At 52.8% G+C, this 26,453-nt stretch carries 22 protein-coding genes; 17 read left to right on the plus strand and 5 right to left on the minus strand.

Annotated features, from left to right (window positions below; translation table 11 throughout):
* The first annotated feature begins 149 nt into the window (after nucleotides 1–149).
* The 3 genes from MKX63_RS25950 (at nucleotide 150) to MKX63_RS25960 (ending at nucleotide 4,466) form a co-directional block, all read left to right on the plus strand.
* Nucleotides 150–872 (plus strand): MgtC/SapB family protein, encoded by a 723-nt coding sequence (locus MKX63_RS25950; RefSeq protein WP_341023281.1) that lies wholly within the window; start codon nucleotides 150–152, stop codon nucleotides 870–872.
* A gap of 82 nt (nucleotides 873–954) precedes the next feature.
* Entirely contained in the window at nucleotides 955–1,947 is a 993-nt protein-coding gene (locus MKX63_RS25955; protein ID WP_341021226.1) for an aldose 1-epimerase, read from the plus strand.
* A gap of 707 nt (nucleotides 1,948–2,654) precedes the next feature.
* Entirely contained in the window at nucleotides 2,655–4,466 is a 1,812-nt protein-coding gene (locus MKX63_RS25960) for an LTA synthase family protein (protein ID WP_341021228.1), read from the plus strand.
* Between the two features lie 15 nt (nucleotides 4,467–4,481).
* Here the strand turns inward: MKX63_RS25960 and MKX63_RS25965 are convergent, their stop codons facing one another.
* The 4 genes from MKX63_RS25965 to MKX63_RS25980 form a co-directional block, all read right to left on the minus strand.
* Nucleotides 4,482–5,483 carry a hypothetical protein gene (locus MKX63_RS25965; protein WP_341021230.1) on the minus strand — a complete coding sequence of 334 codons (1,002 nt, stop codon included), beginning with the start codon at nucleotides 5,481–5,483 and terminating at the stop codon, nucleotides 4,482–4,484.
* Entirely contained in the window at nucleotides 5,480–6,487 is a 1,008-nt protein-coding gene (locus tag MKX63_RS25970) for a hypothetical protein (RefSeq protein WP_341021232.1), read from the minus strand. The genes MKX63_RS25965 and MKX63_RS25970 overlap by 4 nt, the downstream gene beginning before the upstream one ends.
* Nucleotides 6,484–7,398: a helix-turn-helix transcriptional regulator gene (locus tag MKX63_RS25975; RefSeq protein ID WP_341021234.1), complete on the minus strand. Its 915-nt coding sequence runs from the start codon at nucleotides 7,396–7,398 to the stop codon at nucleotides 6,484–6,486. The genes MKX63_RS25970 and MKX63_RS25975 overlap by 4 nt, the downstream gene beginning before the upstream one ends.
* Nucleotides 7,399–7,543: 145 nt before the next feature.
* Nucleotides 7,544–7,732 carry a hypothetical protein gene (locus tag MKX63_RS25980; protein WP_341021236.1) on the minus strand — a complete coding sequence of 63 codons (189 nt, stop codon included), beginning with the start codon at nucleotides 7,730–7,732 and terminating at the stop codon, nucleotides 7,544–7,546.
* A gap of 211 nt (nucleotides 7,733–7,943) precedes the next feature.
* On the opposite strand from MKX63_RS25980, the gene MKX63_RS25985 reads away from it, so the two are divergent.
* The 14 genes from MKX63_RS25985 (at nucleotide 7,944) to MKX63_RS26050 (ending at nucleotide 24,779) form a co-directional block, all read left to right on the plus strand.
* Nucleotides 7,944–8,957, plus strand: coding sequence for a substrate-binding domain-containing protein (locus tag MKX63_RS25985; RefSeq protein ID WP_341021238.1), 1,014 nt, complete (start codon nucleotides 7,944–7,946; stop codon nucleotides 8,955–8,957).
* A 21-nt stretch (nucleotides 8,958–8,978) separates the two neighbouring features.
* Nucleotides 8,979–10,844: a cache domain-containing sensor histidine kinase gene (locus tag MKX63_RS25990; RefSeq protein ID WP_341021240.1), complete on the plus strand. Its 1,866-nt coding sequence runs from the start codon at nucleotides 8,979–8,981 to the stop codon at nucleotides 10,842–10,844.
* A gap of 22 nt (nucleotides 10,845–10,866) precedes the next feature.
* Complete coding sequence (locus tag MKX63_RS25995) at nucleotides 10,867–12,081, plus strand: response regulator (protein ID WP_341021242.1); 1,215 nt, start codon at nucleotides 10,867–10,869, stop codon at nucleotides 12,079–12,081.
* Nucleotides 12,082–12,283: 202 nt separating this feature from the next.
* The gene (gene chvE / locus MKX63_RS26000) at nucleotides 12,284–13,393 is read left to right on the plus strand and encodes a multiple monosaccharide ABC transporter substrate-binding protein (RefSeq protein ID WP_341021244.1); all 1,110 of its coding nucleotides are present in this window, start codon (nucleotides 12,284–12,286) and stop codon (nucleotides 13,391–13,393) included.
* Between the two features lie 104 nt (nucleotides 13,394–13,497).
* Nucleotides 13,498–15,027 (plus strand): multiple monosaccharide ABC transporter ATP-binding protein, encoded by a 1,530-nt coding sequence (gene mmsA / locus MKX63_RS26005; RefSeq protein WP_341021247.1) that lies wholly within the window; start codon nucleotides 13,498–13,500, stop codon nucleotides 15,025–15,027.
* Nucleotides 15,028–15,033: 6 nt separating this feature from the next.
* Nucleotides 15,034–16,197 (plus strand): multiple monosaccharide ABC transporter permease, encoded by a 1,164-nt coding sequence (gene mmsB / locus MKX63_RS26010; RefSeq protein WP_341021249.1) that lies wholly within the window; start codon nucleotides 15,034–15,036, stop codon nucleotides 16,195–16,197.
* A gap of 237 nt (nucleotides 16,198–16,434) precedes the next feature.
* Complete coding sequence (locus MKX63_RS26015; RefSeq protein ID WP_341021251.1) at nucleotides 16,435–17,103, plus strand: TraX family protein; 669 nt, start codon at nucleotides 16,435–16,437, stop codon at nucleotides 17,101–17,103.
* Nucleotides 17,104–17,195: 92 nt separating this feature from the next.
* Nucleotides 17,196–18,704, plus strand: a complete 1,509-nt coding sequence (locus tag MKX63_RS26020) for a copper amine oxidase N-terminal domain-containing protein (protein ID WP_341021252.1) — start codon at nucleotides 17,196–17,198, stop codon at nucleotides 18,702–18,704.
* Between the two features lie 248 nt (nucleotides 18,705–18,952).
* Nucleotides 18,953–19,312, plus strand: a complete 360-nt coding sequence (locus MKX63_RS26025; RefSeq protein WP_341021254.1) for a BlaI/MecI/CopY family transcriptional regulator — start codon at nucleotides 18,953–18,955, stop codon at nucleotides 19,310–19,312.
* Nucleotides 19,309–20,736, plus strand: coding sequence for a M56 family metallopeptidase (locus MKX63_RS26030; protein ID WP_341021256.1), 1,428 nt, complete (start codon nucleotides 19,309–19,311; stop codon nucleotides 20,734–20,736). The genes MKX63_RS26025 and MKX63_RS26030 overlap by 4 nt, the downstream gene beginning before the upstream one ends.
* Nucleotides 20,737–20,850: 114 nt before the next feature.
* The gene (locus MKX63_RS26035) at nucleotides 20,851–22,065 is read left to right on the plus strand and encodes a chromate transporter (protein WP_341021257.1); all 1,215 of its coding nucleotides are present in this window, start codon (nucleotides 20,851–20,853) and stop codon (nucleotides 22,063–22,065) included.
* A 177-nt stretch (nucleotides 22,066–22,242) separates the two neighbouring features.
* Nucleotides 22,243–22,476 (plus strand): ribbon-helix-helix domain-containing protein, encoded by a 234-nt coding sequence (locus MKX63_RS26040; RefSeq protein ID WP_341021259.1) that lies wholly within the window; start codon nucleotides 22,243–22,245, stop codon nucleotides 22,474–22,476.
* 27 nt (nucleotides 22,477–22,503) lie between these two features.
* Nucleotides 22,504–23,631, plus strand: coding sequence for a DNA polymerase III subunit beta (gene dnaN, locus MKX63_RS26045; protein ID WP_341023282.1), 1,128 nt, complete (start codon nucleotides 22,504–22,506; stop codon nucleotides 23,629–23,631).
* Nucleotides 23,632–23,849: 218 nt separating this feature from the next.
* Nucleotides 23,850–24,779 (plus strand): phosphotransferase, encoded by a 930-nt coding sequence (locus MKX63_RS26050; protein ID WP_341023284.1) that lies wholly within the window; start codon nucleotides 23,850–23,852, stop codon nucleotides 24,777–24,779.
* A 51-nt stretch (nucleotides 24,780–24,830) separates the two neighbouring features.
* Here MKX63_RS26050 and MKX63_RS26055 read toward each other — a convergent pair whose 3' ends face one another.
* Complete coding sequence (locus MKX63_RS26055) at nucleotides 24,831–26,246, minus strand: metallophosphoesterase (RefSeq protein ID WP_341021260.1); 1,416 nt, start codon at nucleotides 26,244–26,246, stop codon at nucleotides 24,831–24,833.
* Between the last annotated feature and the right edge of the window lie 207 nt (nucleotides 26,247–26,453).

Raw genomic sequence — 26,453 nt, forward strand, 5'->3', positions numbered from 1 at the left:
TTGCCTGAAGCTCCCGGTTAGCGGGGATACGCGTCCGTTTCTTTTTTTGAACAGGGAGCAGAAAATTTCAGTAAAGATTGCAGCGCATTTCAGGTATACTGATTCTATGTGCCATGACGGGCGGGAAAGGAGGGAAATGAAATATGAATATGGACCTGCTGCATACGGAATCAATCATTAAGCTGCTGGTGGCCATGCTGTTCGGGCTGTTCATCGGCATTGACCGCCAATTGAAACAGAAACCGCTGGGAATCCGGACCAGTATGGTCATCAGTATCGCCAGCTGTCTGGTTACCCTGGTATCTATTCATGCGTATGACAAATTCGGCGGACCGGAGCATCCGAGCATGGACCCTATGCGTCTGGCGGCGCAGATCGTCAGCGGTATCGGTTTTTTGGGAGCGGGTGTTATTCTGCGCAGAGGCGGAGATGCCATCTCCGGGCTGACCTCGGCAGCGCTGATCTGGACGGCATCCGGTATCGGGATTGCGGTCGGCGCGGGCTTTTTTGTAGAGGCGGGTTATGCGGTTATACTGCTTATGTTCGCGGTTAACGCTGTGCCTCTGCTTATCAAAGCCATCGGACCTGAAGTGCTGAACAAGCACGAGATCTCCATCAAAATCATTATGGAACCGAACTATATCCTGACGGATGTGATCCAGAAGATTGAGCAGCGTAATGTTATTACCGACCAGCGCAAAACACGCAAAACCGGCCGGACCATCCGGCGGATGAAGATCAAGGATCTTGAGGATGGCAGGCAGATGATCGACATGGTCGTTTCTGCGCCGGACAAGGATTATGCTACAGAAATCTATTATGATGTCAAAAAAATCGAGCATGTCATGAGTGTCGAAGTAGAGCAGCTGTAAAAATGGCATGTTGCCATTCCGGCAGATGTGGTACTCTATCTATGAGAGAGTCATTTTGAACATATGGAAGGGGATTAATGTAATGACATCGATTTCAGCATTTGAAGGACACTATGAGGGCGAAGCTGCTGTCTGGTTGAAGGCTGGCCGTTATGAAGCGGCTATACTGCCAGGCATCGGCGGGAATCTGATCTGCTTCCGTGATACTGAGAGCGGTTACCGTTTCTTGCATGAGCCTGGCGCGGAGGAGATGGAAGCATTTAAGGCGAACCCGGGCATTCACGGCATTCCTGTGCTATTTCCGCCGAACCGCTATGAGGATGGAGAGTTCCCTTGGAACGGGCAGACCTACCATCTGCCAGTCAATGAAGCTAAGACCGGCAATCATCTGCACGGCTTCCTACATACAGCTGCATGGGAGGTAGAGGAATTCGGCACCGGCACAAGCGAAAGCTTCGTCACTGTAGCTATTAAGGTGGATGAGAAGCATCCGTCCTATCAGTATCTGCCATTTAAATACACGGTGAAGCTACGCTACACGCTCGGTGAAGGCGGCCTGTCCCAGCAGCTGCTGGTTCACAATGACGGCGATGTGCTGATGCCTTGCCTGCTGGCGTTCCATACCGCTATCAATGCTCCGTTCGCACCAGGCAGCAGCGCGCAGGATTACCGTGTTAAGCTGACGATTGGCGAACGTTGGGAGCTTAATGAGCGGATGCTGCCAACCGGCAAATTCCAGGAGCTTACAGCCGATGAAGTGGCTCTGCGCGGCGAAGGATTGTATCCGTTCTACGCTTCGATGGACAACCACTACACCGCAGCTGCCCAGAATGGCCGCAACCGGATGGAGCTTACCGACCGCAAAGCCGGAGTTACGCTGGTGTATGATGTGGGAACCTCGTATAAGCAATGGATGATCTGGAACAATGGCGCGACTGAGGGCTTCTTCTGCCCTGAACCGCAGATCAACCTGGTCAATGCCCCGAAGGTGGATCTGCCTGCCGATGACATCGGCTTGTTCGGGCTTGCGCCTGGGGAGTATTGGGAGGAGAGCAGCCGGATATACGTGAAGTAGGGGGAGACAAACTGAACTTCAGTTCGTAACCTTAGGCAAAGGCGTCATTCCGGAGAATATTTGGAGTTCCGTCCGCTGTTGTCCCCAGATTTCTTAATTTATACCGCCTAGCGCGGTAGAATTCCGGTGACAAAGGCGGACGCTACCGCTCCTACAGTTCCAAAATTCCCCTCCAATCCTTGGCCTAATTATTAATTATCCTTTCAGTCTATCCTCTGGGATGAGAATAGAAAAGATAAGAGAGCAGCGTCTGAAATTTGGATGCTGCTCTCTTTTTGCTGGGAGTAACTGGCTGTAGGCTCATTGCCTTATTGAGTGCTTTCAGAAGCGGAGACAGTTGGAAAAATCCACTTGCTGATGGGCGGAAGAAGGCTGGTCGAGAAGCAGTTGGAAAAATAGCATTTGTTGAACCAGATTTCCTTCAAAAGAGCCCTAATCCGCTTGTATAGATGTAGTTATTCCAATTGCTTCAGCAAAATCGGTAGAATCCGGAGTATTAAACTACGTTTTTCAACTTGTTATCCTTCAGCTACTTCGCCGATAGCTTTTTTTTGAAGAGGGGGGTATCCAGCAAGCGCACGTTTCCTCCCCAAATCCTAGTGGAACAGGAGAAAAATAGAGGGTGTACCCAATTGGATGCTGAATTTTAAGGCGGTTTTAAGCTAAAAGGCGTATACTACTCCTTTAACAGTTAGGAGTGAATGAACTTGTCACGGTTATTGCCATCGAAGCGTTTATTGTATTTGTTGATTATTTTACTGGCTGTAGGGTTTGGGCTGAATTTATTTTTGCAGGCCGCTTCTTTTCGGATGGATGTGCTTCATGCGCTTAAGTGGGTTGGAGCTTATCCTTGGCTGTATTGTACAGGAAGTCTGTTAATTTTCTTCATCCTGCTCTTAAGCTCAGTGATTGTGCCTAACGCATATGCGGGACCGGCGGTGGTCTCGGCGCTGTTCGTGCTGCTCGGGATTGCCAGTGATCAAAAGCTGGCTACGAGAGGCGAACCGTTATTTCCATGGGATCTGATGCTGCTGAAGAATGCCGGAGAGATGAGTAAAATCACCAGCGGTATGATCTCTCCGCTTGCTATAGGGGCCGCTTTTCTGCTGGTTGCCGGTCTCGTCCTTGTGATTATTAAGCTGCCGAAGAACCGGATCAGATTGTCCCTGCGCGTGACGCTGGCGGGGATCTCTGTAGGGCTCAGCGCATGGTTTCTTGTGCTGGTCACCAGCCAATCTCCCGTGATTGCAGCAATGAGCTATCAGAACATCTTCTGGAATCAGAAGGTGAATTATACGCAGAACGGGTTCGTGTATGCCTTCGCCGGAAATCTGCGGCAGAGCCTGATGGACAAGCCGGAAGGCTACAGCCGTGAAGCCGTTGAAGCGGTGGCTGCCAAGTATTCGGCATTGCCGGATGTGCAGGTGCAGGCCGCGCCGGAGGAACAGCCGAATATTATGTTTATGATGAATGAGGCGTTCTTCGACCCTACGCGCCTGCCTGGGTATACATTAAGCGAAGATCCGCTGAAGTTCATCCATGGGGTGGCGGGCCAGACGCCGTCCGGTTATTTGCTGTCCCCGGAATTCGGCGGCAATACGGCTAATGTGGAGTTCGAGGCCCTGACCGGGCTGTCGATGTATTTTCTGGGGGATGGAACCATTCCTTATCAACAGCGCCTCGTCAAAATGTCCTCTCTGCCGTCGATTGTCAGTATTCTGAAGGACAGAGGGTATGAGGCTCTTGCGCTGCATCCGTTCGATGAGACCTTCTATAACCGGAACCGTGTCTATCCGGTGCTGGGGTTCGACAGCTTCACGAGTGAGAAGGATCTGCCGGATGCTGACCGCCTGACTCCCGAGGGGTATGTCTCGGATAAGGCGGCCGTTCAGGAGGCTGTCCGGCAGCTTCAAGCGGCTTCGGGCCCGGCATTCCTGCATCTGGTGACGATGCAGAATCATTTTCCCTTCACCAAAGGCCTGAACGGACCGAACACGATCACCGTAGAGGGCGGCCTCCCGGATCAGAAGGATGAGCTGGAGACTTATGTACAGGACACCAAGCTGACAGATGAGGCCATGGCTTATCTCCAGCAGGAGCTGCTGAAGATCAAGCGGCCCACCATTGCGGTGTTCTGGGGAGATCATCTGCCTGCGCTCAGCGCCGGGATCTATACCGCAGCCGGCTGGGATCAGGAGCCAAGACTGAAGCATGAGACGAAGCTGTTGGTACTCGCTAACTTTGAGATCGGGAAGGAGCCGCTCGGGACGCTCAGCCCGGCTTTTCTCGGCCCTGCGGTCTTCCGGTTATCCGGACAGACTTTGCCGGCTTTTTACAAGCTGCTTGAGCAGGTACGGGCGGAAATTCCCGGACTCAGCAAGAAGGTGCTAATCGGTCCGGGAGATACGGGAATCCTGAAGGAGCTAACCCCGGAGCAGCAGGCGCTGCTGGCTGACTACCGTCTAGTTGAATATGACCTGCTGGAAGGGGAGAAATACGCGGAGTCTCTGATGTTCTGAGCACTCCGCCAGGGGTTAACGCAGCCCCACATCATGGAAGCGGTTCTCGATCGGCTCCCGCAGCAGCAGACGGATGGACTGGATCGCTGCGGTCTCGATCCGCTGAGCTTCCCGGAGGAGCGGGAGCAGGCCTTCAGCATCAATGGAGCAAGGAGTCTCAGGAGCTTGTACAGGCTTTTGGATTAGAGTGCCGGTAATTTCGTTATATACAGCAGCCAGAGCTGCATAATGTTCTGCAACACCTTCAACTTCAGGCCAGTACAGGCTCGCTTCCCTGGCGTAGGCTGCCGTATCCTGTTTCATTCTTGCATAGAAAATCAACGTCTCATAGGCTCCGGCAGCATCGTAGGTCTTGCCCGCCAAGGCTTCCAGCATGGCATCATAGGCCTTAAGGCCGCAGGCATATTGCGATTCCGGCAGCATCGGATCATGAACCTCTGCCTTGTACACCGCTTGGATGAAGGACTCTCTGATTACCTGAAGAGTATCTTTTTGGACCTGACCTTCATAGATCTGGCCGTACCAATATGGCGACTCATTTCTTCCGAGTTGATCATAAGGCAGCTCCAGCTCTGCGGCAGCATCGCTTTCCTTGTAATAGAAGAGCTGCCGCTCATCATCACAGCGGGTAATCACTACGAAACGGTCTTTCCAGCAGACCACGCCGGTGCCCTGCTCAAGGGATTGGCGGATTGCCGCAATAGCCTGCTTCTGATAGAGAGGGAAGGTGGGACTGAAGTTAAAGCCTGCACCCTGACTGGCGATAATGCCGATCAGATCAGCCGCTACGAAATGTTCAGCTGCCCAGTTATAAGCCGTAGCAGAATCCGGGTGAAGCTGCCTGTGCACGGACAGGCGGAAACATAAGGCCGTCATTCCGGCCAGCATGGGCTTCGAACGCGTGAACCAGCCTTTAGCCGACAGGACCTGATGCATGGCATCCGCAAAAGAAGATGCGAGCGGCACACGCGGCTGATCCGCAGTGGCTGAAACTTGCTTGTTATGATGGTCATTCATCGTGCGGTATGCGCCCCCCATCTTGGCAGAGTGGACCGCTTACGGTCCGGGTACTGTCCAGAGATTATTTTGACCCGCCCCATGGCCTGCTCCTCAAGCTCCAATGCCCTCTCCAAAGCAGCACAGAGGGACGGAAGCTGCTCCTCATTCAGCACCTTGCCGCTGTTATTCTCTGAGATTGCAGCCGCGAGCGGCCCCCTCAGCTCTTTCGCCAAGTCAGCATACAAGTGCTGAACCTCCTCCAGCCCGGGCAATGCGGACTGAACCTCCCGCAGATAAGCGGAGATTTCAATCCGTGATGTCTGGAAGGATTCCAGGATGTAGACAGCACCGTTACTGTCGAACCCGCCCTCCTGTAGCACCCGGATCAGGAAGCTGTAGGCCAGGCGGCCTGAAGCTATACTCAAGTCGGGTAGTGTTTTGTAAGGCGTATCCCAATCCTCCAGCGCAAGCCGCAGCGACTCCAGCACAGCATCTTTCAGCGGAATCTTCACTCCATCCCCCACATAGTGGCAAAACCAGAAGGGCGTGAAGTTAAGGCCGAAGTTGTCATACAGCACAACCTGTGTCTCGCCGGACCAGCCATCCTGCACATAGAACACCCGGTCATCCTCATCATAACCATGGATCACGCCGAATTCCGGTATCCAGTAGATGCAGGCCCGGCCACGGTCCAGACTCTGCTTGACACTGTCAATAGCGATCCGTTGATACTCCCCGAACGAAGCATGTCTGGTTCTCCCGCCGTCATATTGGAAGAAGATGCCGAGGTTATCGGCGGCCGCACTATGCTCTATGCCCCACTGCCCATAAGCCGTAACGGACAAGGGGAGGAGCTTCTTGTGCACGGTGAATTTGAAGGCCATGCCGCTTAGCCCGGAGAGCATGAATTTTGGACCCTCGAATAAACCGGCGGCAGTGGTTACGGCATAGAGCGCATCGGTAAAAGATTTCGATTCACGCTTCATCTGAACGTCAAGAATTACGCCTGATCGTTTGCTCACTGTTCATTCTCCTGTTCATCCAGCCGTCTCACTGCTGCTTCGCAGATGCTGCGGAGCTTGTCCTTCAGCCATTTGGGGGACAAGAGGGCATTCCACTCGGCCTGGAGCAACTGAGCAATAAACGCGCTGGTATCATAAAAATCAACCTCATAGACCTCATCAGCGGCGGCGCGGAGCTGATAACCGCCCCATGAGCTATCCTGAGGTATTCCGTTCATACGGATTCTCGCCGTGAATGGCTTCAAGGGTCTGGTCTGTTCTGCCGTTGCCGCCGGACCGTCTTCTCCGGCTGCAAAAACCCTGCCAGTCAACGTTAGCTGGCGGATGCCGGACAGGCTGAAATACTCACTCCGTCCGTCGCCCTCCACAGCTGCCACCAGATAATCTTCCTCTACCCGCCGGCTTAGCTGCTGGGGGCAGAGATACAACTCCTGCGGAGTGTCCTGCCCGTTCCGGTAGAGAACATGGACCACCCTGCGGGCCCGGATCGCCTGCTCCAGCATCTCTATCATCTGTATATGGTGGGCATTCACTTCAAAGACGGGCAGCTTAAGCTCCCTATCCGTAAGAGGCTGTTCGGTGAACCGCTCCAGCAGACTCCCGACCTTGCGGATACTCTGGGCATTCTCATAATCATAATGGCTATACCGGTAAGCCAGATATTTAAGCACCCGCTGCTCCTCGTCCGTAATGTACAGATGAGGCAGCACGAAGCTGTTGTCCTCATATATATATCCGCGCTGCTTCGCCACATACCGGAGCGGAGCCCGGAGGGATTCTGTCAGGTATTCAATATCCCGCTGCGCCTGGCGCCCTGAAATTTCGAACTGCTCCGCCAGCTTCCTGCTGTTCGGATAAGCAAGCTGGCGAATCTGCTGGTCAAACCACTGGATCCGGTGGATATGGCTCATACTGCGGCTCCGCTCCTTTCTGTAAGCCTCCAGTATAGCTGGTGGTGACGCATTAGACCAGAGGTGAGCATTCCCCGTCAAGAAACAAGGATGCTGCCCGGCATCCATGCGCGAAGCATGAAGCAGGGGGCATCCTTGCGTCAGTTTACCGGTTTGCTGCGTCCACTCTAACCTGCGTGGCTTTGTCACAGCGCTTGCAGACCTTCAGGGCGGTGCCGTCGGATTTTATTTTGGTGTAGAGCAGCTTGATTCGGGTGGACCCGCAGACAGGACAGGTGCCGCGTCCACGGGATGGAAGGGTCCAGAGTACCCGTCCGCGTTTGGTTTTTGACATTCTTGTAATCCTCGTTTCATTGAATTGATGGTACCTGTCCAGTATAAATCAGCTGGTACGACATAAAATGTCGCAGCAGATAATGATCTTTTAACTATAGGCCCTGTAACGTAATTGACGGAACGGCTGCCAAGCCAGTAGACTAGATTGGACTTAGATGGAAGAACCTGGGGTTTGCGGACCTTCGGCATTCATGAAAGGGGTTACATATGTGAAAAAGCTTGGGCTCGTCTACGTGCTGTTAATCGGCATCTTCGTGCTCTACGTGCTGAATTACAAGCAGCAGGGGAATGCGGCAGATCCGTGGGAGACTACCGGACTGCGCGGTAATATTGAAGACAAATACGTGATGGTTACGTTCCAGATCGGCATTGATTACTGGAAAAGCGTACTGAAGGGCTTCGAGGATGCAGCAGAGGAGCTTAATGTATCCGTCGAGTATCACGGCTCCACCCAGCACAACGCGAGTGAACAGATGACGGTGCTGGAACAGACCATCGCCAAGAAGCCGGCGGGAATTGCCATCTCGGCCGTGAATTCCAAGCTGCTTACAGCGACGATCAACAAGGCTGTGGAGAGCGGTATTCCGGTAGTGCTGTTTGATTCGGGCGCTGAGGGCAGCAAGGCGTATTCCTTCCTGGGAACAGACAATTACAATGCCGGAACGAACGCGGCGGATAAGATGGCCGAACTGACCGGGGGCAAGGGCGAGGTCGCCATTATCACCACACCGGAGCAGCATAATCATCAGCAGCGGACGGACGGCTTCACGAATACAATCCGCAGCAAATACCCGCAGATGAAGCTGGTGGCGGTCAAGGATGGGCGGGGAGATCAGGTGGCGTCCAGGGAGGCTGCCGAGCAGCTGCTGGTGCGGTATCCGCAGCTGGCCGGGATTTTTGCCACAGAAAGTAATGGCGGTATCGGGGTTGCGGAAGCCGTGGAAGCCGCCCCAGGCAGCGGACCGGTCCCGCAGATTATCAGCTTCGATACGGATAAGGGCACGCTCGATCTGGTGAAGGAGGGCAAGATTGCTGCAACCATGGCCCAAGGCACCTGGAATATGGGGTATTGGTCACTGACCGAGCTGTTCCATCTGCACCGTGATTTGGAGGCTGATCCTGAAGCCTATGCCAATAACAAGCCCCTGCCTGTCCCCGATTCTGTAGATACCGGAATTGATGTGGTCACGCGGCAGAATGTGGATAATTATTATGCCAAATAGGCTACAGAGGGGGAGCCAGAGATGCGCAAGACCGGCGTGACAATGGAGAAGCTGAAGCTGAATAATATGCCGATCCGCTATAAGCTGATTATTCACTTTTTGCTGATTAGCATTCTGCCTTCCATTGGACTGGGGCTGTTGATTGGCTGGACGGTGGACCGGATCGTGGAAGAGCAGAGCACCGAGAACACGATGCAGCTCATCCGCAAGGTGAATACGGCCATAGAGAGTGATGTAGAGAATCTGCAGAAAATCACATACCTGATCTCGTTCGATCCGGGCGTCCAGAAGTTCCTGAAGGGAGAGACGACGGTTCCGGCACAGCCGGACCCCGCCGCAGGCAACGGGGAATCGGCGGAATACAATATCCGCAAATTCCTGCAGGGCTTCACTACGCTGAGCTCCGAGATTGCCGGCATTATGCTGGTTAACCGTGAAGGCGGTTTCATCAGCAATGAGATGTATACCCGTTCCGGTACAAGGCTGACGGAGGAGACCTGGTACAAGCAGGCTGCTGAGAATAAGGGGATCTTCCTGATTGTCGGGCATCCGTATGGCCGTGCGGTCAGGTCCCATGTGGACTATAAAGAGAGCGAGGTGGTCTCGGCCGTTCGGGCCATTGTGAATCCTGAGACGCAGGTGGTGCAGGGCGTGGTGCTGGTGGATCTGAAGCTGCGGGTAATCGCGGAGACGGCCAGAGATGTCACGCTCGGCAAGACGGGATATCTGACGGTGGTGGATAATCGCGGAGAGATGATTTACGCGCCGCAGCACCCTTTGATGCGTACTATTCCGGCAGGTTTGTTCACCGAGTCCTCGGGCATTACCTCGGAGACGGTAGACGGGCGTAAGCTTCAGCTGATCTACCGGACCTCGCCGTTTACCGGCTGGACCACGATGGGCGTGTTCCCGATGGATGAGTCGGCTTATGGAATCCGCGAGATTACGTTCAATGTTGTCACCTTTGTCTTTGTGGTCTGTATGCTGGGCATGACCGCCTCGTTCTATCTGGCCTATTCGATCTCCCGTCCTATCGGGCAACTGGCCTCCTTCATGAGCAAGGCGCAGTCCGGCGATCTGACGATCCGCTACTGGGGCAGCCGTTCCGATGAGATCGGGCTGCTCGGCCGCAGCTTCAATACGATGCTGGCCCAGATTGGCCGGCTGCTATCCCTGACCGAGCTTCAGGCGCGGCAAAAGCGTGAGGCGGAGCTGCGCAGTCTTCAGGCGCATATCAAGCCGCATTTTCTGTACAATACCCTGGATACGATTCACTGGATGGCCCGCAGCAAGGGAGCGGAGGATATCGCCGAGGTGGTCCAGTCCCTCTCCAGGCTGTTCCGGCTGGGCTTAAGCAAAGGGAGCGATATCATACCGCTCTCCGATGAGCTGGAGCATATCGTCAGCTACCTGAAAATTCAGTATGTCCGTTACAGCACCAAGCTGACCTATTCCATTGAAGTGGAGCCGCACTTACAGGAGCTGTATGTGCTTAAGCTGCTGCTGCAGCCGATGGTGGAGAATGCGATCTATCACGGCATCAAGGAGCGCCGCGGCCCCGGACACCTCTCCATAGCTGTTGTGGAACGGGATAATGACCTGTACCTTACCGTACGCGATGACGGCGCTGGGATGTCTGAAGATAAGCTGAAGGAGCTCAGGCGGCGGCTTGAAGCGGTAGGTACGGAAGAATTAGAGCGTACAGAGGCGGAAATGGCTGGAACAGGCAGCGCAGGAAGCGGCTATGGCATATTGAATGTGCAGGCGCGGATCAGGCTGACCTACGGAGTGCCGTACGGCATCCAGATTGAGAGCGGGCAGGGGCAGGGGACACTTGTAACCGTACGTCACCCGGTTGTTCGTGAGAATTACCCGGAGAAGCATTAGGATAGAGGAGGATGATCTGTACATGATGGACAAATGGAAAGTAATCATTGCCGATGATGAGCGCATTATCCGGGAAGGCATCCGGCAATGCGTGGACTGGGATAGCCTCGGTATGGAGGTTGCCGCAGAGGCAGAAGACGGGGAGGAGGCGCTGGAGCTGGCCGTGGAGCACGCCATTCATATCGCCCTGGTCGATCTGAACATGCCGATTATGCATGGCATGGAGCTGATGAAGCGGCTGCGGGAAGCGCTGCCCGGCTGCAAGATTATTGTAATCACCGGCCACGATGAATTCGCGTATGCACAGGAGTCGATCCGGCTGCAGGTGAATGATTATATTCTCAAGCCCGCGGAGCCGAAACAATTGATGCAGGTGCTGCGGGGCGTCCGCGATGAGCTGGAGTCCGAGCGGCAGCAGAGCCAGCATCTGGAGCAGGCCTCCCGGCAGCTGATGAAGAACTTCCCGCTGCTGCGCGAGCGCTTCTGCCAGGAATGGCTGGACGGCAATCTCAGCCAGGCGGAGATCAGGGAGCAGCTGCAATTCCTCAAGCTCCCGCCGCAGCGGCCGGAGCTGATCGGCATCATCCGCTGGAGGTGGGAGGGCCGGCAGCCGGCGATGAAGGAGAAGGAGCGGCAGCTCTTCCTGTTCGCCATTGAGAATATCACTACCGAACTGCTGGACCCGTATCCCAAGGTGATGTTCCGGGACGCCGCCGGACTGATTGTTGTCCTGCTCTGGGATGCCGCCGGTGAGCGCATCCTGGCCGGAGTGGAGGCGGCTGTGCGCAGCCATCTCAAAATCGCCGTTGAAGTCGGCATCCGGCTGATCCTGGGAGAGATCACTGAGCTGGCTGCCGCCTACCGCAGCTGCCGGGTGGCGTTGGTCAAGGAGCAGCCGCTATCGCCGCTCGTCCGCAGGGCAAAGCAGCATATCCTGGAGCATTACAGCGAATACGGGCTTACCCTGGAGGCGACAGCAGGGCTGCTTCAAGCCTCCCCGGTCTATCTGAGCCGTCTGTTCAAGCAGGAGCTGGGCGAATCCTTCGGCACGTATCTGACCCAAACCCGTATCCGCAGGGCCGCCCAGCTTCTGCATTCAACCGACCTCAGTATTAACGAGGTGGCCGAGCAGTCGGGCTATGAGACCCAGCATTATTTCAGCGCCGCCTTCAAGAAGCAGACCGGTGTGGCTCCGCTGCAGTTTCGTAAAGGGGTGCAGGCTGAGGTACGCAAGTAATAGAAGATCAGATTAATAGTGGGGAATGCTTCCGCAGCTATCTATAAGCGAGGGGCATTCCTTTTTGCATATATAAAGTTATATTTTCACAAAAACAGTAGCCTCAGTGTAAATACGGTACGTGCTCCCTGTTGCTATACTCGATTTGTCACACGGGAACACCTGTGGAAGACATCAGAATAGTTCAGGGGGTAGTGCAGGAATGAAAAGATATTCAATGATCACGCTTCTGCTAACACTGGTACTCATCTTATCTGCATGCGGCAACAGCGGTAATTCATCCAGCAGTGCCGGCAGCTCTTCCGGCGGCGGGGATACATCCAAGGGCAAGGTGGGCATTGCGATGCCGACCAAATCTTCAGAGCGCTGGGTGAATGACGGCAACAACATGGTCAAGGAGTTCGAGAAGCTGGGCTACGGGACGGATCTGCAATATGCGGAAGATGTTGTCGAGAACCAGGTGTCGCAGATTGAGAATATGATCACCAAAGGCGTGAACGCCATTGTAATCGCTTCAATTGACGGCGAGGCGCTGACGGATGTGCTCCAGAAGGCACATGACGCCAACGTTAAGGTCATCGCCTATGACCGTCTAATCAAAAAAAGTGAATTCGTAGACTACTATGCGACCTTCGATAATTTCAAGGTGGGCGTGCTGCAGGGCTCCTACATTGAGGAGAAGCTTGGCCTGAAGGACGGCAAGGGCCCGTTCAACATCGAGCTGTTCGGAGGATCGCCGGATGACAACAATGCCTATTTCTTCTTCGATGGCGCCATGTCGATTCTGAAGCCGTACATCGATTCCGGCAAGCTGGTGGTCCGCAGCAAGCAGCTTACAATGGATAAGGTAGCTACGCTGCGCTGGGACGGTGCCGCCGCCCAGTCACGGATGGATAACCTGCTGAGTGCGAACTATGCAAGCGATAATCTGGACGCCGTCTTGTCTCCATACGATGGCATCAGCATCGGCATCCTGTCTTCACTCAAGGGTGTAGGCTACGGCTCCGGCGACAAGAAGCTTCCGGTAGTTACCGGACAGGACGCCGAGCTGGCTTCCGTGAAGTCCATTTTGGCCGGAGAACAGACGCAGTCGGTATTCAAGGATACCCGCGAGCTGGCTAAGAAGGCGGTGGAGATGACCGAGAGTGTACTCAAGGGAACCGAAGCCGAAGTCAACGATACCACTACCTACGACAATGGTGTCAAAATCGTCCCGTCCTACCTGCTGGAGCCGGTCTCTGTGGATGCAGGCAACGTGGATAAAGTGCTGGTAGACGGCGGCTACTATACCAAGGAACAGCTGGGACAATAGCCGTCATAGCGCAGGTCTAGCGGGTACCGGCGGCAGCCGTGAAGTGCAAGGAGCGCCGCCGGAGAACCGCTGCACAGTCACAAGGAAAGCTGGGTGAGAGGCACGTGAGTGAGATTATTTTGGAGATGAAGGGCATTACCAAGACATTCCCTGGCGTCAAAGCGCTCTCGGGCGTCAATCTTCAGGTGAAGGCAGGCGAGATCCATGCCCTTTGCGGAGAGAACGGGGCAGGCAAGTCCACGCTGATGAAGGTACTTAGCGGCGTGTATCCGCACGGGACGTATGAAGGGGATATTTTATACCAGGGACAGGTATGCCAGTTCAAGGATATCAAGGACAGCGAGGGCCTGGGGATCGTCATTATCCATCAGGAGCTGGCGCTGATTCCGTATTTGTCGATTTCGGAGAACATCTTCCTCGGCAATGAGCAGGCCAGACGCGGGGTGATCAACTGGAACGAAACGACGGTCAAGACGAAGGCGCTGCTGAACATCGTCGGCCTCAAAGAATCGCCGTTTACAGGAGTCTCAACGATAGGTGTCGGCAAGCAGCAGCTTGTAGAGATCGCAAAGGCGCTCTCCAAGGAAGTGAAGCTGCTCATTCTCGATGAACCGACAGCGGCGCTGAATGAGGATGATAGTGAGAATCTGCTGCTGCTCATTCTGGAGCTGAAGAAGCAGGGGATATCCTCGATTATCATTTCCCACAAATTGAACGAAATCGAGAAGATAGCGGATTCCGTCACGATTCTGCGGGATGGACAGACCATTAAAACCTTGGATATGAAGCAGGATGCCGTTACCGAGGATGTCATTATCAAAGGCATGGTCGGGCGCGATCTGACGAACCGTTACCCTGAGCGGACACCTAACCTAGGCGAGACGATCTTCGAGATCCGCGACTGGAATGTCTATCACGAGACACAGGCGGACCGCAAAATGCTGGATCAGATCAATCTCCACATCCGGCGCGGAGAGGTAGTCGGTATTGCCGGGCTCATGGGCGCAGGGCGTACGGAGCTGGCGATGAGTGTGTTCGGCAAGTCATATGGCAAGCGGATCAGCGGCCAGACTTTTATGCACGGCAAGGAAGTGCACCTGAATAACATCAGTCAGGCGATTGAGAACGGGTTAGCCTACGTGACCGAGGACCGCAAGCATTACGGCCTGATCCTGATCGATGATATCAAGCGGAACATCTCGCTCAGCAGCCTGAAGAAGCTTTCCCGTCACGGTGTCATTAATGAGAACGAGGAAGTGCTGGTCGCAGAGGAATACCGCAAGAAGCTGAACATCAAGACCCCCAGCATCCTGCAAAAAACCGTGAATCTCAGCGGCGGCAACCAGCAAAAGGTGGTGCTCAGCAAATGGATCTACGCCCAGCCGGATGTTCTGATCCTCGATGAGCCTACCCGGGGCATTGATGTTGGAGCGAAATATGAGATTTATTCCATTATCAACAGTCTGGCCGCAGAGGGGAAGGGTGTGCTGGTCATTTCTTCCGAGCTGCCGGAAATTATCGGGATGTGCGACCGGATCTACACCATGTGCGAAGGGCGGATCAGCGGGGAAGTGGAGCGGAAGGACGCCACGCAGGAGCTTTTGATGAAATTCATGACACGAAGCAGGGGGTAACACCGCATGGGAGCTATTAGTGAACTGTTCAAAAAAAATATCCGCCAATACGGCATGATCATTGCCTTGATCTTTATTTCGGTGTTCTTTCAAATTCTGACGGACGGCATTCTGCTGAAGCCGCTGAACGTGACCAACCTGATTCTGCAGAACAGCTACATCCTGGTGCTGGCTATCGGGATGGTGCTGGTAATCATCACTGGGCATATCGACCTCTCGGTCGGCTCGGTAGCTGCCTTCATCGGGGCCCTGTCGGCCATTATGATGGTGGATATGGAGCTGAATCCGGTACTGGCGGTAGTCATCTCGTTGCTGATGGGTGCGCTGGTCGGAGCCTGGCAGGGCTTCTGGGTCGCTTATGTCAAAATCCCGGCGTTCATCGTTACCTTGGCGGGCATGCTGCTGTTCCGTGGTCTGACGATGATTGTGCTGAACGGGCAGTCGATTGCACCGTTTCCTAAGGCTTTTCAGAAGATCAGCTCTGGCTTCATTCCCGATGTCGCAAGCGTGGGTTCGCTGAATATGCTGACTCTGATCATCGGCGTTCTGCTGTCGCTGCTGGTGATCTATCAGGAAATCCGCAGCCGCCGGATCACGGTGAAGTACGGCTTCGAGCAATCTCCGGTCTGGATGTCCGTTGCCAAGGCCGCAGCGCTGGTGATCGTCATCAACCTGTTCACCTATGTGCTGGCGCAATATAACGGGATTCCTAATATCCTTGTGATTCTGATGGTGCTGATCGTGATTTATTCCTTCGTCATGAACCATATGACCATGGGGCGGCATATCTATGCCCTGGGCGGCAATGAGAAGGCGGCAAGTCTCTCCGGCGTCAAAACCAAACGGGTGACCTTCTGGGTATTCGTCAACATGGGTGTACTCGCGGCCCTGTCCGGACTGGTCTTCGCGGCCCGCCTGAACTCGGCCACCCCTAAGGCCGGTACGAACTTCGAGCTGGACGCCATCGCCGCCTGCTTCATCGGCGGAGCATCAGCGTCCGGGGGGATTGGAACCGTGGTCGGCGCGATCATCGGCGGTCTGGTCATGGGCGTCATGAACAACGGCATGTCGCTTGTCGGCCTCGGCGTAGACTGGCAGCAGGGAATCAAGGGACTGGTGCTCCTGCTTGCCGTAGGCTTTGATATCTATAACAAGTCGAAGACAGCCTGAACTAAGGATAAAAACGGGCCGGGACTGCTCCAGATGGGGCGGCTCCGGCTTGTTCGCCAGAATTTATATGTTTTGGGGTCCCCGCAAAGTACCTGAGTCATCACCTACGCTAAAGCCCCACTTTGTGGGGTTATTTGGCGTTCAAGTCTTCCCGCGCAGCTTGCAGCAGGTGCCTCTAGCATGGATAATAGCACCTAAGGTGTTTTATATTTCATGAATAGTAACAGGAGGCTACAGATGCAGATTATTGCCATGCTGACCATGCTGATTGACCATGTTGGGCTGATCTTTTTCCCGGGGGAGCTTGCCTGGAGATATGTGGGGAGAATTGCCTTCCCGATCTACTGCTACGCGCTGGCGCAAGGCTATATTCATACCTCCTCCAGACCCCGCTATCTGCGGCGGCTGTTTGTGATCTCTGTGCTGGCGCAAATTCCGTACAATCTGGCGATTCATCCGGGAGGCTGGAACGTCGTCTTCACCCTGCTCCTCTCAGCGCTGGTCCTTGCCCTGCTTGATAAGCTGCCCAATCTGTGGGCGGGTATTCCAGTAGTGGTAGCCGCTGTGCTGCTGATGGATGCGCTGCCGCTTGACTACAATGCCTACGGACTGCTGCTGGTGCTGATTTTCCGGTATACCCGTTCTTATGTGCTCGTGCTGGCGCATTTGGCGCTGAATGTATTCTATCTGTTCTATTATAATTGGCTGGTGCAGATGGCCAGCATTATTCCGACCGTTCTGATTGCGCTGACCCCGGGTTTTTGGGTGCTGCTGGAGAAGAGACGTCTGCCGCGCTGGGTCTGGTGGAGCTTTTATCCGGCCCATTTAGCAATCCTTGCCATGGTAAAGTTTCTCTTTTTCAAAGAATGGGTATTTATAGAATGGCGGAGTTTATTTAGCGTATGAGGGTTCATCATTTCCAGGTGCTGTATTTACAAATTGATGCTCCTCTGAGATGATGGGTACGTTGCCAAATTATGAGCTAGAGGAGACATGCTATGAAGAAAATGAAAGCAAGAACCAAATGGCTGGTGCCGATTCTCGCCCTGCTGCTGATTCTGTCAGGCTGCCAGAGCGTTGGCGGCTTCGATGTCAATAAGGCACTGCTGGGGGATCTGGATGTTAAATCCTCTGAATCAAGCACTACGATGACCCTGAGCGCTGTTCCTGCCGCAGGCATCACCGCAGAGGACCGGGAAGTTGTTGATCTTATTAATTCCTTATCACTTACGCTCGGCCATGTGAAGGTTCAGGATAACGGCAATGTCTCGGCCACAGGAGTTGTGGGTTACAAGGAGTTCAAGATTCCTTTCTCCCTCTTCACCGACCAGAAGAACCTGGTCTTCACCGCTGAAGGTGCGAAGCAGCCGTTCTACATGCCGCTTCAGAGCAATGAAATGCTGCTTGGCCTGGAAGTAACTGATCCAGCCAAGACTTTGGAATTCACCAAGCTGGCCTCCCAGTTTGTGATCAAGAATCTTCCGAATCCGGGTGCGATCACAGTGACATCAGTAAATGAATCCGTATACGGCCAGCCAACCAGCTTGACGAAGCTACATACGGAAATTACAGGAGAAGAGCTTCCAGTATTGCTTAAGAGTTTCCTGAGATCTGTGTCTAAGGATACCGAAGGCTTCACTGCCCTGATCAGCGGTCTATATGATTATATGTATCCGCTCATCAAAGACAGAGCTGAAGATCTGAACAGCATTGGTCTGGGCGATATTCCGCTGGAGGACAAAGAAGGGGTAGTTACCGTAGTGCATGATGCAGCCAAGCTGGCTGTGGATGCTCTCCTGCTGGTCTATGACAAGCAATTGGAGAACCTCTATGAGAGCACTCCTGAACTTAAGACTGTTCTAGGCAAGGATACCAAGCTGAGCGCGGATATCTTCGTGGACAGCGGCTTCCATGTCCGCAAACAGAACATCGACTTCAATGTCGCTCTTCCGGCCGATGAATATCTGCCGCTGCAGAGCATCAACATGAAGCTGGTATCCGAAACTTGGAATGTGAACGGTCCTGTTACCGCTGATGCGATCAGCACAACAGGTGCAATTGATTACTCCATGGGAGATCTTACTCCAGGGGAGACCCTGAGAAGCTTCGAACCTAATTCACAGGTATATAAGCTGCTCAAAGAAGAGATGGGAATCACCGCTAAGAGCCTGATGATCGCACCGGACGACGATTATTATTATCCGGTTGTGAAGAATGGCACTACCTATGTTCCGCTGCGCTATGTCGCAGAGGATCTGGATGCTAAGGTAGAGTGGGATGGACCTAACAAGTCGATCAAGGTTACCGATGATGTATACGGCGATCAGCTCGTATTCAAAATCGGTTCCGCGCAGGCACTAATTGCCGGCAAGACCGTGAAGCTTCCGTTAGCGGTATTCGTAGATGAGTACGGAGATGCTAATGTGCCGCTGCGTGTATTGGCCGAAGGCCTGCATGCTACGGTTGAAGTAGATGATGACGGCTATATCTGGATCGAACGTCCGTAAGAAGTAAGGCAATAATCAAGAAGCCGGGACCCCTGAGCAATCAGGCGGTTCCGGCTTCTTTTGATAGATAAGAATTTATGTGTTTTGGGGTCCCCGCAAAGTACCTGATTTATCATCGAAGCTAAATCCCCGCTTTGTGGGGTTATTTTGTGCTGGAGGTAACGGGTGTATCCTTGACAATATAGGTTTACTGCAATAGACTTAACATCAGTAGGTCTACTGCAATAAACTTATAAGGAGTGAACAGGATGGAACCCTACAAATTATATGATGCCGAATATAAATTTGCTTGCCTGATCTGGGACCATGAACCGATTAATTCCACTGAGCTGGTGAAGCTGAGTCTAGCGGTACTGGGCTGGAAGAAGTCCACGACCTATACCGTGTTAAGAAAGCTATGTGAGCGGGGAATTCTCAGGAACGAAGGGGCTGTGGTCACCGCCATCATCCCGAAGTCGGAAGCACAGCGGCATGAGAGCCGGACGGTCGTGGACAAAGCCTTTGGCGGCTCGTTGCCGCAGTTTTTGACTGCTTTTCTCGGGGATAAGAAATTATCGGCCAAGGAAGCTGCGGAGCTGAAGAGGATTATCGAGGAGGCCTCTCAATGACGGACCTGTGGATCAGTATTCTGAACATGAGCATTACCGCCAGTTATGTGGCCGTCGCCGTGATGCTGGCGAGAGTCCTGCTGCGGCGCGCTCCCAAAATCTTCTCCTATATGCTGTGGTCAGCAGTAATGATCAGGCTGATCCTTCCGGTTAGCTTCACTTCAAGCTTCAGTATCCTGAAGCTGGCAGGGCCTGCGGGCCCGTCCGGCACAGGGCAGCTGCAATTCGTTCCGAAGAACATCGGGATGCAAGCACAGCCTGCGGTGGAGACCGGAACAGCTTCTCATGGAAGTCTGTTGAACAGCCTGCTTCCGCCGGCTTCACCTGCAGCAAGCGTGAATCCGGTGCAGATCATCCTGTGGGCCGGCAGTATGATCTGGCTGACAGGCGCTATAACACTGCTGCTGTACAGCGTGTTCTCTTATGTAAGAATCATGCGCAGAGTCCGTACGGCAACCCTGGTGAATGGGCATGTTTTTGAGACCGACCAGATTATGACTCCTTTCGTCTTCGGCTTCTTGAAGCCAAGGATCTACATTCCGGCCGGAGTGAGCGAACAGGAGCTGTCCCATATTCTGCTGCATGAGCAGACTCATATTGACCGGCGGGATTATCTGGTCAAGCCGCTGATGTTCCTGCTGGTCATTCTCCACTGGTTCAATCCGCTGATGTGGCTGTCTTTTGTGCTCATGAGCAAGGATATGGAGATGTCCTGCGATGAAGTGGTGATCCGGAAGCTGGGTCCGCAGGTTAAAAGCAGCTACTCAGGCTCCCTGCTTGGCTTCTCAGCCCGCCGGAGCGGTCTTATGACCGGCAGCCCGCTGGCTTTTGGCGAGAGCAGTGTGAAGGCCCGGATCAAGCATATTCTGGCGTACCGTAAACCGACTTCAAGGAGTATGGCCGCTTGTACCCTGCTTATTGTGATCTTGCTTATTGGATGTACAGCCAATCCGAAGACTGTGGAGCCCCCGGCGCAGGTGTTAGATTCCGGTTATGCGGTGGATCAGCTGCTGGAGAGCAAAACAAAGTATATTGGGGACGCCAGCAAAGTCACAGCGCTGCTTGGTGCAATGCCGCTGCCGGAAGGACTGGAGAGGGCAGGCATTGAGCTGACAACCGGCTCCCGCCCGTATGCATTAACCGTCAATTATACAGTGAATGATATTAAGGGAATGTGGAACGATGAGCTTCAGGCAGTAAGCCGTGACCCTCTCCTGAAGAATTCGGTCCTGCTGTTCACCCTCATCGATAATGCAGATATCATTCATTATTCGCTTGCGGATGAAGGGATAAGTTACAGCTTCACATTTACCAGAGAAGAGGTGGATAAGCTGCTGGGCGAGGATGTCCGTCCGTCTGGAGCGGATGAAGCTGGCCTTCGTAGGCTGATCGACCGGCTGGAGAGTGTCAAGCTTACACCTTAGCAGCCGCTTTTTACAGAACATTTACAGAACACTGCTCTACCTTTTATCTAATGCTTGAACTCGGATGATAGTCTGGAATGAGGTATACATTCTAGGGTCAAGGGAGCAATAGATATGCAAGCAGAGAAGCAGGCGGTGCCGGGAGACCATCGGAGGGGGAAGGCTGGGGTGTTACTTGAGATCCTGCTTGTATCCGCCAAACTGGGTCTTACCTCCTTCGGCGGACCGGTCGCCCATCTGGGTTATTTCCACAATGAGTATATCCGCCGCCGGAAATGGATGGATGAACGAAGCTATGCGGATCTGGTAGCGCTCTGTCAGTTCCTTCCCGGTCCGGCGAGCAGTCAGGTGGGGATTGGCATCGGGATGGTGCGGGCAGGCTGGCTGGGCGGGTTGGTCGCTTGGCTGGGCTTCACTTTGCCCTCTGTCCTGGTACTGGCCGCGTTTGCCTTCCTGCTTCAGGGCTATGATATTGCCGGTGCTGGCTGGATTCACGGACTGAAAATCGTAGCTGTCGCGATTGTTGCCCAAGCCATCCTTGGCATGGGGCAGAAGCTGACCCCGGACCGGGAAAGAGTGACCATCGCGGCTATTGCGGCAGCTGTTACATTATCGTGGCAGACCGGCTACAGTCAGATTCTATCGATTGCTGCAGCGGGCATAGCCGGGTTATGGCTGTACCGCCACAGTTCTGCGGAGAGTTTGACGAATGTTCCGGTCCCCATTCGCCGGTCCTCCGGCATCATTTGTTTAGCGTTGTTCGGCTTACTCCTGATTGTCCTCCCATTCCTAAGAGGGACGGCGGAGACTGGAGGAATAGCGATATTTGACAGCTTTTATCGTTCCGGTGCTTTGGTATTCGGCGGCGGACATGTCGTGCTTCCGCTGCTGGAACAAGAAGTAGTTCCTACAGGCTGGGTGAGCCCAGCCGATTTCTTGGCGGGATACGGGGCCACGCAGGCTGTACCGGGTCCGTTGTTCACTTTTGCAGCCTATCTTGGAGCAATGACCGACGGTGTTCCCGGGGCCACCCTGGCCACGCTCGCAATTTTCCTGCCAGCCTTTCTGCTGGTTGCAGGCGCACTGCCTTTTTGGAACAGCTTAAGAAGGAGCCCCCGGATTCAAGGAGCCTTAACCGGAATCAATGCCGCTGTGGTCGGTATCCTGCTTGCCGCCTGGTACGATCCCCTGTGGACGACAGCCATCCTCGCCCCGCTGGACTTTGCCTTGGCTATCATTCTGTTCATAATGCTGGTCTTCTGGAAGCTGCCGCCTTGGTTGGTTGTGTTAGCCGGTGCGGCGGGTGGAATGGTGATCGGGGGAATGTGATCGCTCTATATAGAACTGGCCGTTGCAACTTTGCAGGGTCAGTTTTTTGTTGTGGGTTTCTTTTTGCCACCAGAATCATCCAATCCTAACATTGTAAGCCCATTGATCGTATGATAAAATAGTAATATAGATATTGAAATAGGTAACCTAATTCAAAAAAAGAGGAGACAAGTCAAATTGAGTCAAAATGATTTGAAAATAGGTCTTTCCAATAAAGAAGGTCAATTAGGATTCATGTCTGCAAGAGGAGGTCCCCGGGAGGGAGCAGGCCGCAAGAACATAGGTGTAACGAAAAAAGTCTCGGTAACCTTAACTAATGAGCTTTGGGAGAAGGTCGAACAGCATTGCGCAGAGCATAAATTGTCCCGGTCGGAGCTGATCCGATCTCTGATTGAATCTACCGATTTGTAATGTAGTTTATGGAAGCGGGTGAAGCCAGTGCGGGTCAACGTCAGCAAGGATATTCTTCTCAAAGCTCTTCAGCAAGTGTTAAGGGCTGTGCCGGCAAACCATGTGATTTCCATACTGACAGGCGTTCATATACAAGCTCGAATGAATGAACTTATAGTTACCGCAAGCAATAGCAGTATGACTATCCAATATCGCATTCCTCAAGAGAATACAACCTTGACGCTTCAGAGCAATGGGGAGGTAGTTGTACCGGCAAAGTATTTCTGCGAAATTATACGTAAGTCTGACTCTGGTATGATTACTTTGGAAGTCGACAGTTCCTTAATGCTTACCATCTCCTCAGAACATACACGAATTCGGTTATGCGGAATAGATGCCGCAGATTATCCGGCGATACACCCTGCTGAGAACAATGCTGCAACTAAATTTGTAGTTACAAATCATACATTGAAGGCTTCCATCCTACAGGTGGCAGGGGCAGCTTCTTCATCAGAACATAGGCCTGTGTTGACAGGAGTGTCTTTTCAATATCGAAATCATCGTCTACAGTTAACGGCTACTAACGGTATACGTCTAGCTTCCCGGACTATAGATGTGGAACATGAAGCTGAGATGGAGAGGCATATTATTATTCCTGGCAGAAATTTAATTGAAGCGGTTAAAATTATGGACGGCGAGGCCAGAACAACAGAAGTTGAAGTAACCAATCGTCATGTTAGATTCACTGCTAACCATATTATGGTTCAATCTGCTTTAATTGAAGGGGAGTACCCGTCCCTGCACCATGTGATTCCGCACACTTTTATATCAGAGATTACAATTAGAATAGATCCTCTGTTAAAAGCGGTAGAACGGACGACGGTATTGGCCAGTGAAAGTATTGTAAGGTTAGAGACCACTGCCGACAGACTACGATTGTTATCCCAAACCGCAGAAATTGGAGATATTGAGGACGAGGTATCTATACTCGAGAAGAACGGGGAGGATTTCACGATCTCGCTAAATGGAAAGTATGTTGCAGACATCCTTCATGGTACGAGTAGCGAGTTCATACGGTTGAGATTCACCGGTAAAATGAGCCCGATAGTCATACATCCGTTGAATGATCTTTCTTCAACTTTTTTTCTAATTACTCCAGTGCGAACCGCAAAGTAAGCGTAAGGCATAGCCCTGTTATCCGTAAATATAAAGCAAAAATATGCATTCCTATTTTTTCCAAGACCTAATTCAACATAATAACAGAGCGCAAAGAAACAGTCTATATTTTTTTCCTGGAATGGAATAGAGTGAAGTAGCCGGCAATACAAGAAGAAGCGGAGTGTGGTTACTTGAAATTTCAATGTCATCTGGGGACTGCTGAGTTGCAGGAGTATGTGGAGAAGGTCTTAGGCACGAGTTATACAGTCGTAAAGGTCAGCAGGATGGAGGGCGGTGCCCAGAAGGTGGTCTATAAGCTCGACTGCAGCAATGGGTTCTCCTGTATTCTGTACGTGTGGGACCTGATCATGAATTATTTTCAGGAAGAAATCGTTAATCATAACCTGCATGCAGAGTCCTATGGGAGTGAATTATTTGAGAGTAATAACAGGTTCTTGATAGAGCATGCGATCCGCACACCAATACTCTATGATTTGAATAAGGACAGAGACCGGTACGATTTCGATTATGCGCTGGTTGAGTATGTAGCCGGACAAGAGGCCGGGGGATATTTCAAGCATCCGGACCGTAAGGTTCAGGATAAGGTCTTCCAGCAGGTGGGAGAGATGATTCATGCCATGCATAGGATTCAGAGCAGAACCTACGGTAAACCGGATCAGACTGCGCCTAACAACACACAATGTCATTTGCATCAATTATACAATGGGATCGAACAGCTAACTTACGCCGCAGAGCATGTGGAAGCCATCCGTAAGAATCAAGGGAAACTGCTCGACAAACTATATAGTCTGGAGTCCAAAATAGTACCCCGAAACAGCTACGGATTCATTCACGGGGAGCTTGGACCCAATCATGTGATCGTAACGGATCAGCTGGAGCCTTACCTGATTGATATTGAAGGAGCCGAATTCTATGATATTGAACACGAACACAGCTTCCTGGAGATGCGTTTTGGGAAGCACTACCGCTATCTGAAAGATGTTCAGCTCGATGAGAACCGGAAGCTGTTCTATAAGTTCCATCATCATCTCTCATTAATCTCAGGCGGGTTGAAGCTAGTTCACCGAGGCTTCCCTGACCAGCAGCTCGCACAAGGAATTGCCGATCATCATACAGAGTGTGCGCTCCAGTTCATAGAAGCATAAGCCTGGAACAAGCCTCGCTTTCGTACACCGGAAGGGAGGCTTTGCTGTCAGCTATTGTGTAGTCAGAACCATCTCCAGCGAGGTATTGCTCTCTTCTGCGTGCTCCGCCATACTGCGGATATATCCGGACATGAAGCCGCCCTCCATACTCTCCCACAGCTTGAATCCCGGCATCGCCCGAATCTCCTCCAGCGAATCAGCAGCATTCCCGGCAAAATACTTCACGTTCAGCTTCGACATCACCTCAGCCATCAACTGCTTCTGCGCTTCTGTGAAGCTGCTCTCCTTAAGCCGGCTCATCGCTTTGTCATACGAGTTCTCTGCGAAGATCTGCTCCGCATACGCTTTGAAGTTCAGCAGGTGCGGATCGGTCTTGTGGTTGGCCTTGGCCCAGCCGTCAACATCTACTTGAGTGGTATGGTAGGTCACGGCCCGTGATGCGGGATCGAAGGTCATTCTGCCGTACTGGTGCGGATTCACCGCCATGGCGCTTGTAGCAATATCATAGACAGGTAAGGCCGGATCTATAGAGGCTTCTGGAGGATCGCGGCGGATATCCTGCATATGAATATGCCCGGACAACACCAGATTTAGCCCGTTCCGGCGAAAAGCCTTCATCGTCTCCTGACTGTTATTAAGCTTGAACCCGGATACGGCCATGGAGGTGTGGCTCAGCAGATTATGATGCATCACGGTAATCACAGCTGCATGCTCCTGAGCGGCCAGCTTCACATTATCGTCAATCCAGGCAAGGGTGGAGGGCAGAAGGCGGCCGTCGGTCTGCGGAAAATTATATTCTTCGTTATGAGCATACTGCGCACTGTCAAGCATCAGCAGCCACAGGCCGGGTGCGGCCTTCACCGCATAGCTTAAGCTGTCCGCATCCCGCGAGACCGCCTCGTTATATCCGAAATCGTCATAGATGCGCAGGAAATCCTCTACGTTAATATGCTTGGCCACGACCTGCTTGTCACCGTCGAACGATCTGGCCCAGGGGTTGTTGATATCATGGTTGCCCGGAATGACGTAGACGCGGGTTCCCGCAGCTTCCATCCGGTGCAGCTTCGCAGCCAGCTCCTCATGACTACCTGCTTCCCCGTTATTCGTAAGGTCGCCGCTCAGAATGAGGAAGGCCGGCTTGTTCTGTTCCACATCCCGGACCAGGGCTTCGGTCAGCTCATCGCTGTAAGGAAGCATTTTGCCATCGCCGCCTGTGACATAAGTCTGGAAGGCCTGCCCACCGTCCTCCAGGGCTTTGTCCAGATAATGTGTATCGGTGGCGACCCAGAAGGATACTGGTTCTCCGGGTTCTGTAGCAGGGGTCACGGCCCCGGCGGCGGCTGGAACAGCGTTCAAGGCAGAAGAAGCGGAGTCTTCACACCCGCTGAGGATGAGGAGGGAAGAGAGGAGCATCATTAAGGTGAGCTTCACCATATGAGTTGTGCGGTTATGAAGCGGGACGCGCATAGCTTAACCTTCTTTCTGTATTTTAGCTGAATCATTGTAGCTTATTTATGACAGGGTTGTATATACGATATGTTAGCCGTTGTTTCTAAACCTCCAGAATAGCTTATAGAAAATAGTGGAAGGTGCATAATTGAACTCAATTCAGCGACACTAAGAGCGGATATACAAACAAAGAGCTGGTACAGGAAAAAGTTGTGAATGATGTGT

Source organism: Paenibacillus sp. FSL R7-0179, assembly GCF_038002265.1.
GTDB lineage: Bacteria > Bacillota > Bacilli > Paenibacillales > Paenibacillaceae > Paenibacillus_AQ.

Bases quoted from the DNA above. Each gene is read 5' to 3' on its own strand.
- MKX63_RS26015 (WP_341021251.1), top strand. From the start codon at position 16,435: ATGCAGATTATTGCCATGCTGACCATGCTGATTGACCATGTTGGGCTG.
- MKX63_RS25990 (WP_341021240.1), top strand. From the start codon at position 8,979: ATGCGCAAGACCGGCGTGACAATGGAGAAGCTGAAGCTGAATAATATG.
- MKX63_RS26020 (WP_341021252.1), top strand. From the start codon at position 17,196: ATGAAGAAAATGAAAGCAAGAACCAAATGGCTGGTGCCGATTCTCGCC.
- chvE (WP_341021244.1), top strand. From the start codon at position 12,284: ATGAAAAGATATTCAATGATCACGCTTCTGCTAACACTGGTACTCATC.
- MKX63_RS25950 (WP_341023281.1), top strand. From the start codon at position 150: ATGGACCTGCTGCATACGGAATCAATCATTAAGCTGCTGGTGGCCATG.
- MKX63_RS26035 (WP_341021257.1), top strand. From the start codon at position 20,851: ATGCAAGCAGAGAAGCAGGCGGTGCCGGGAGACCATCGGAGGGGGAAG.
- MKX63_RS25975 (WP_341021234.1), bottom strand. From the start codon at position 7,398: ATGAGCCATATCCACCGGATCCAGTGGTTTGACCAGCAGATTCGCCAG.
- mmsB (WP_341021249.1), top strand. From the start codon at position 15,034: ATGGGAGCTATTAGTGAACTGTTCAAAAAAAATATCCGCCAATACGGC.
- MKX63_RS26030 (WP_341021256.1), top strand. From the start codon at position 19,309: ATGACGGACCTGTGGATCAGTATTCTGAACATGAGCATTACCGCCAGT.
- MKX63_RS25980 (WP_341021236.1), bottom strand. From the start codon at position 7,732: ATGTCAAAAACCAAACGCGGACGGGTACTCTGGACCCTTCCATCCCGT.
- MKX63_RS25955 (WP_341021226.1), top strand. From the start codon at position 955: ATGACATCGATTTCAGCATTTGAAGGACACTATGAGGGCGAAGCTGCT.
- MKX63_RS25995 (WP_341021242.1), top strand. From the start codon at position 10,867: ATGATGGACAAATGGAAAGTAATCATTGCCGATGATGAGCGCATTATC.
- MKX63_RS26025 (WP_341021254.1), top strand. From the start codon at position 18,953: ATGGAACCCTACAAATTATATGATGCCGAATATAAATTTGCTTGCCTG.
- MKX63_RS25965 (WP_341021230.1), bottom strand. From the start codon at position 5,483: ATGAATGACCATCATAACAAGCAAGTTTCAGCCACTGCGGATCAGCCG.
- MKX63_RS26055 (WP_341021260.1), bottom strand. From the start codon at position 26,246: ATGCGCGTCCCGCTTCATAACCGCACAACTCATATGGTGAAGCTCACC.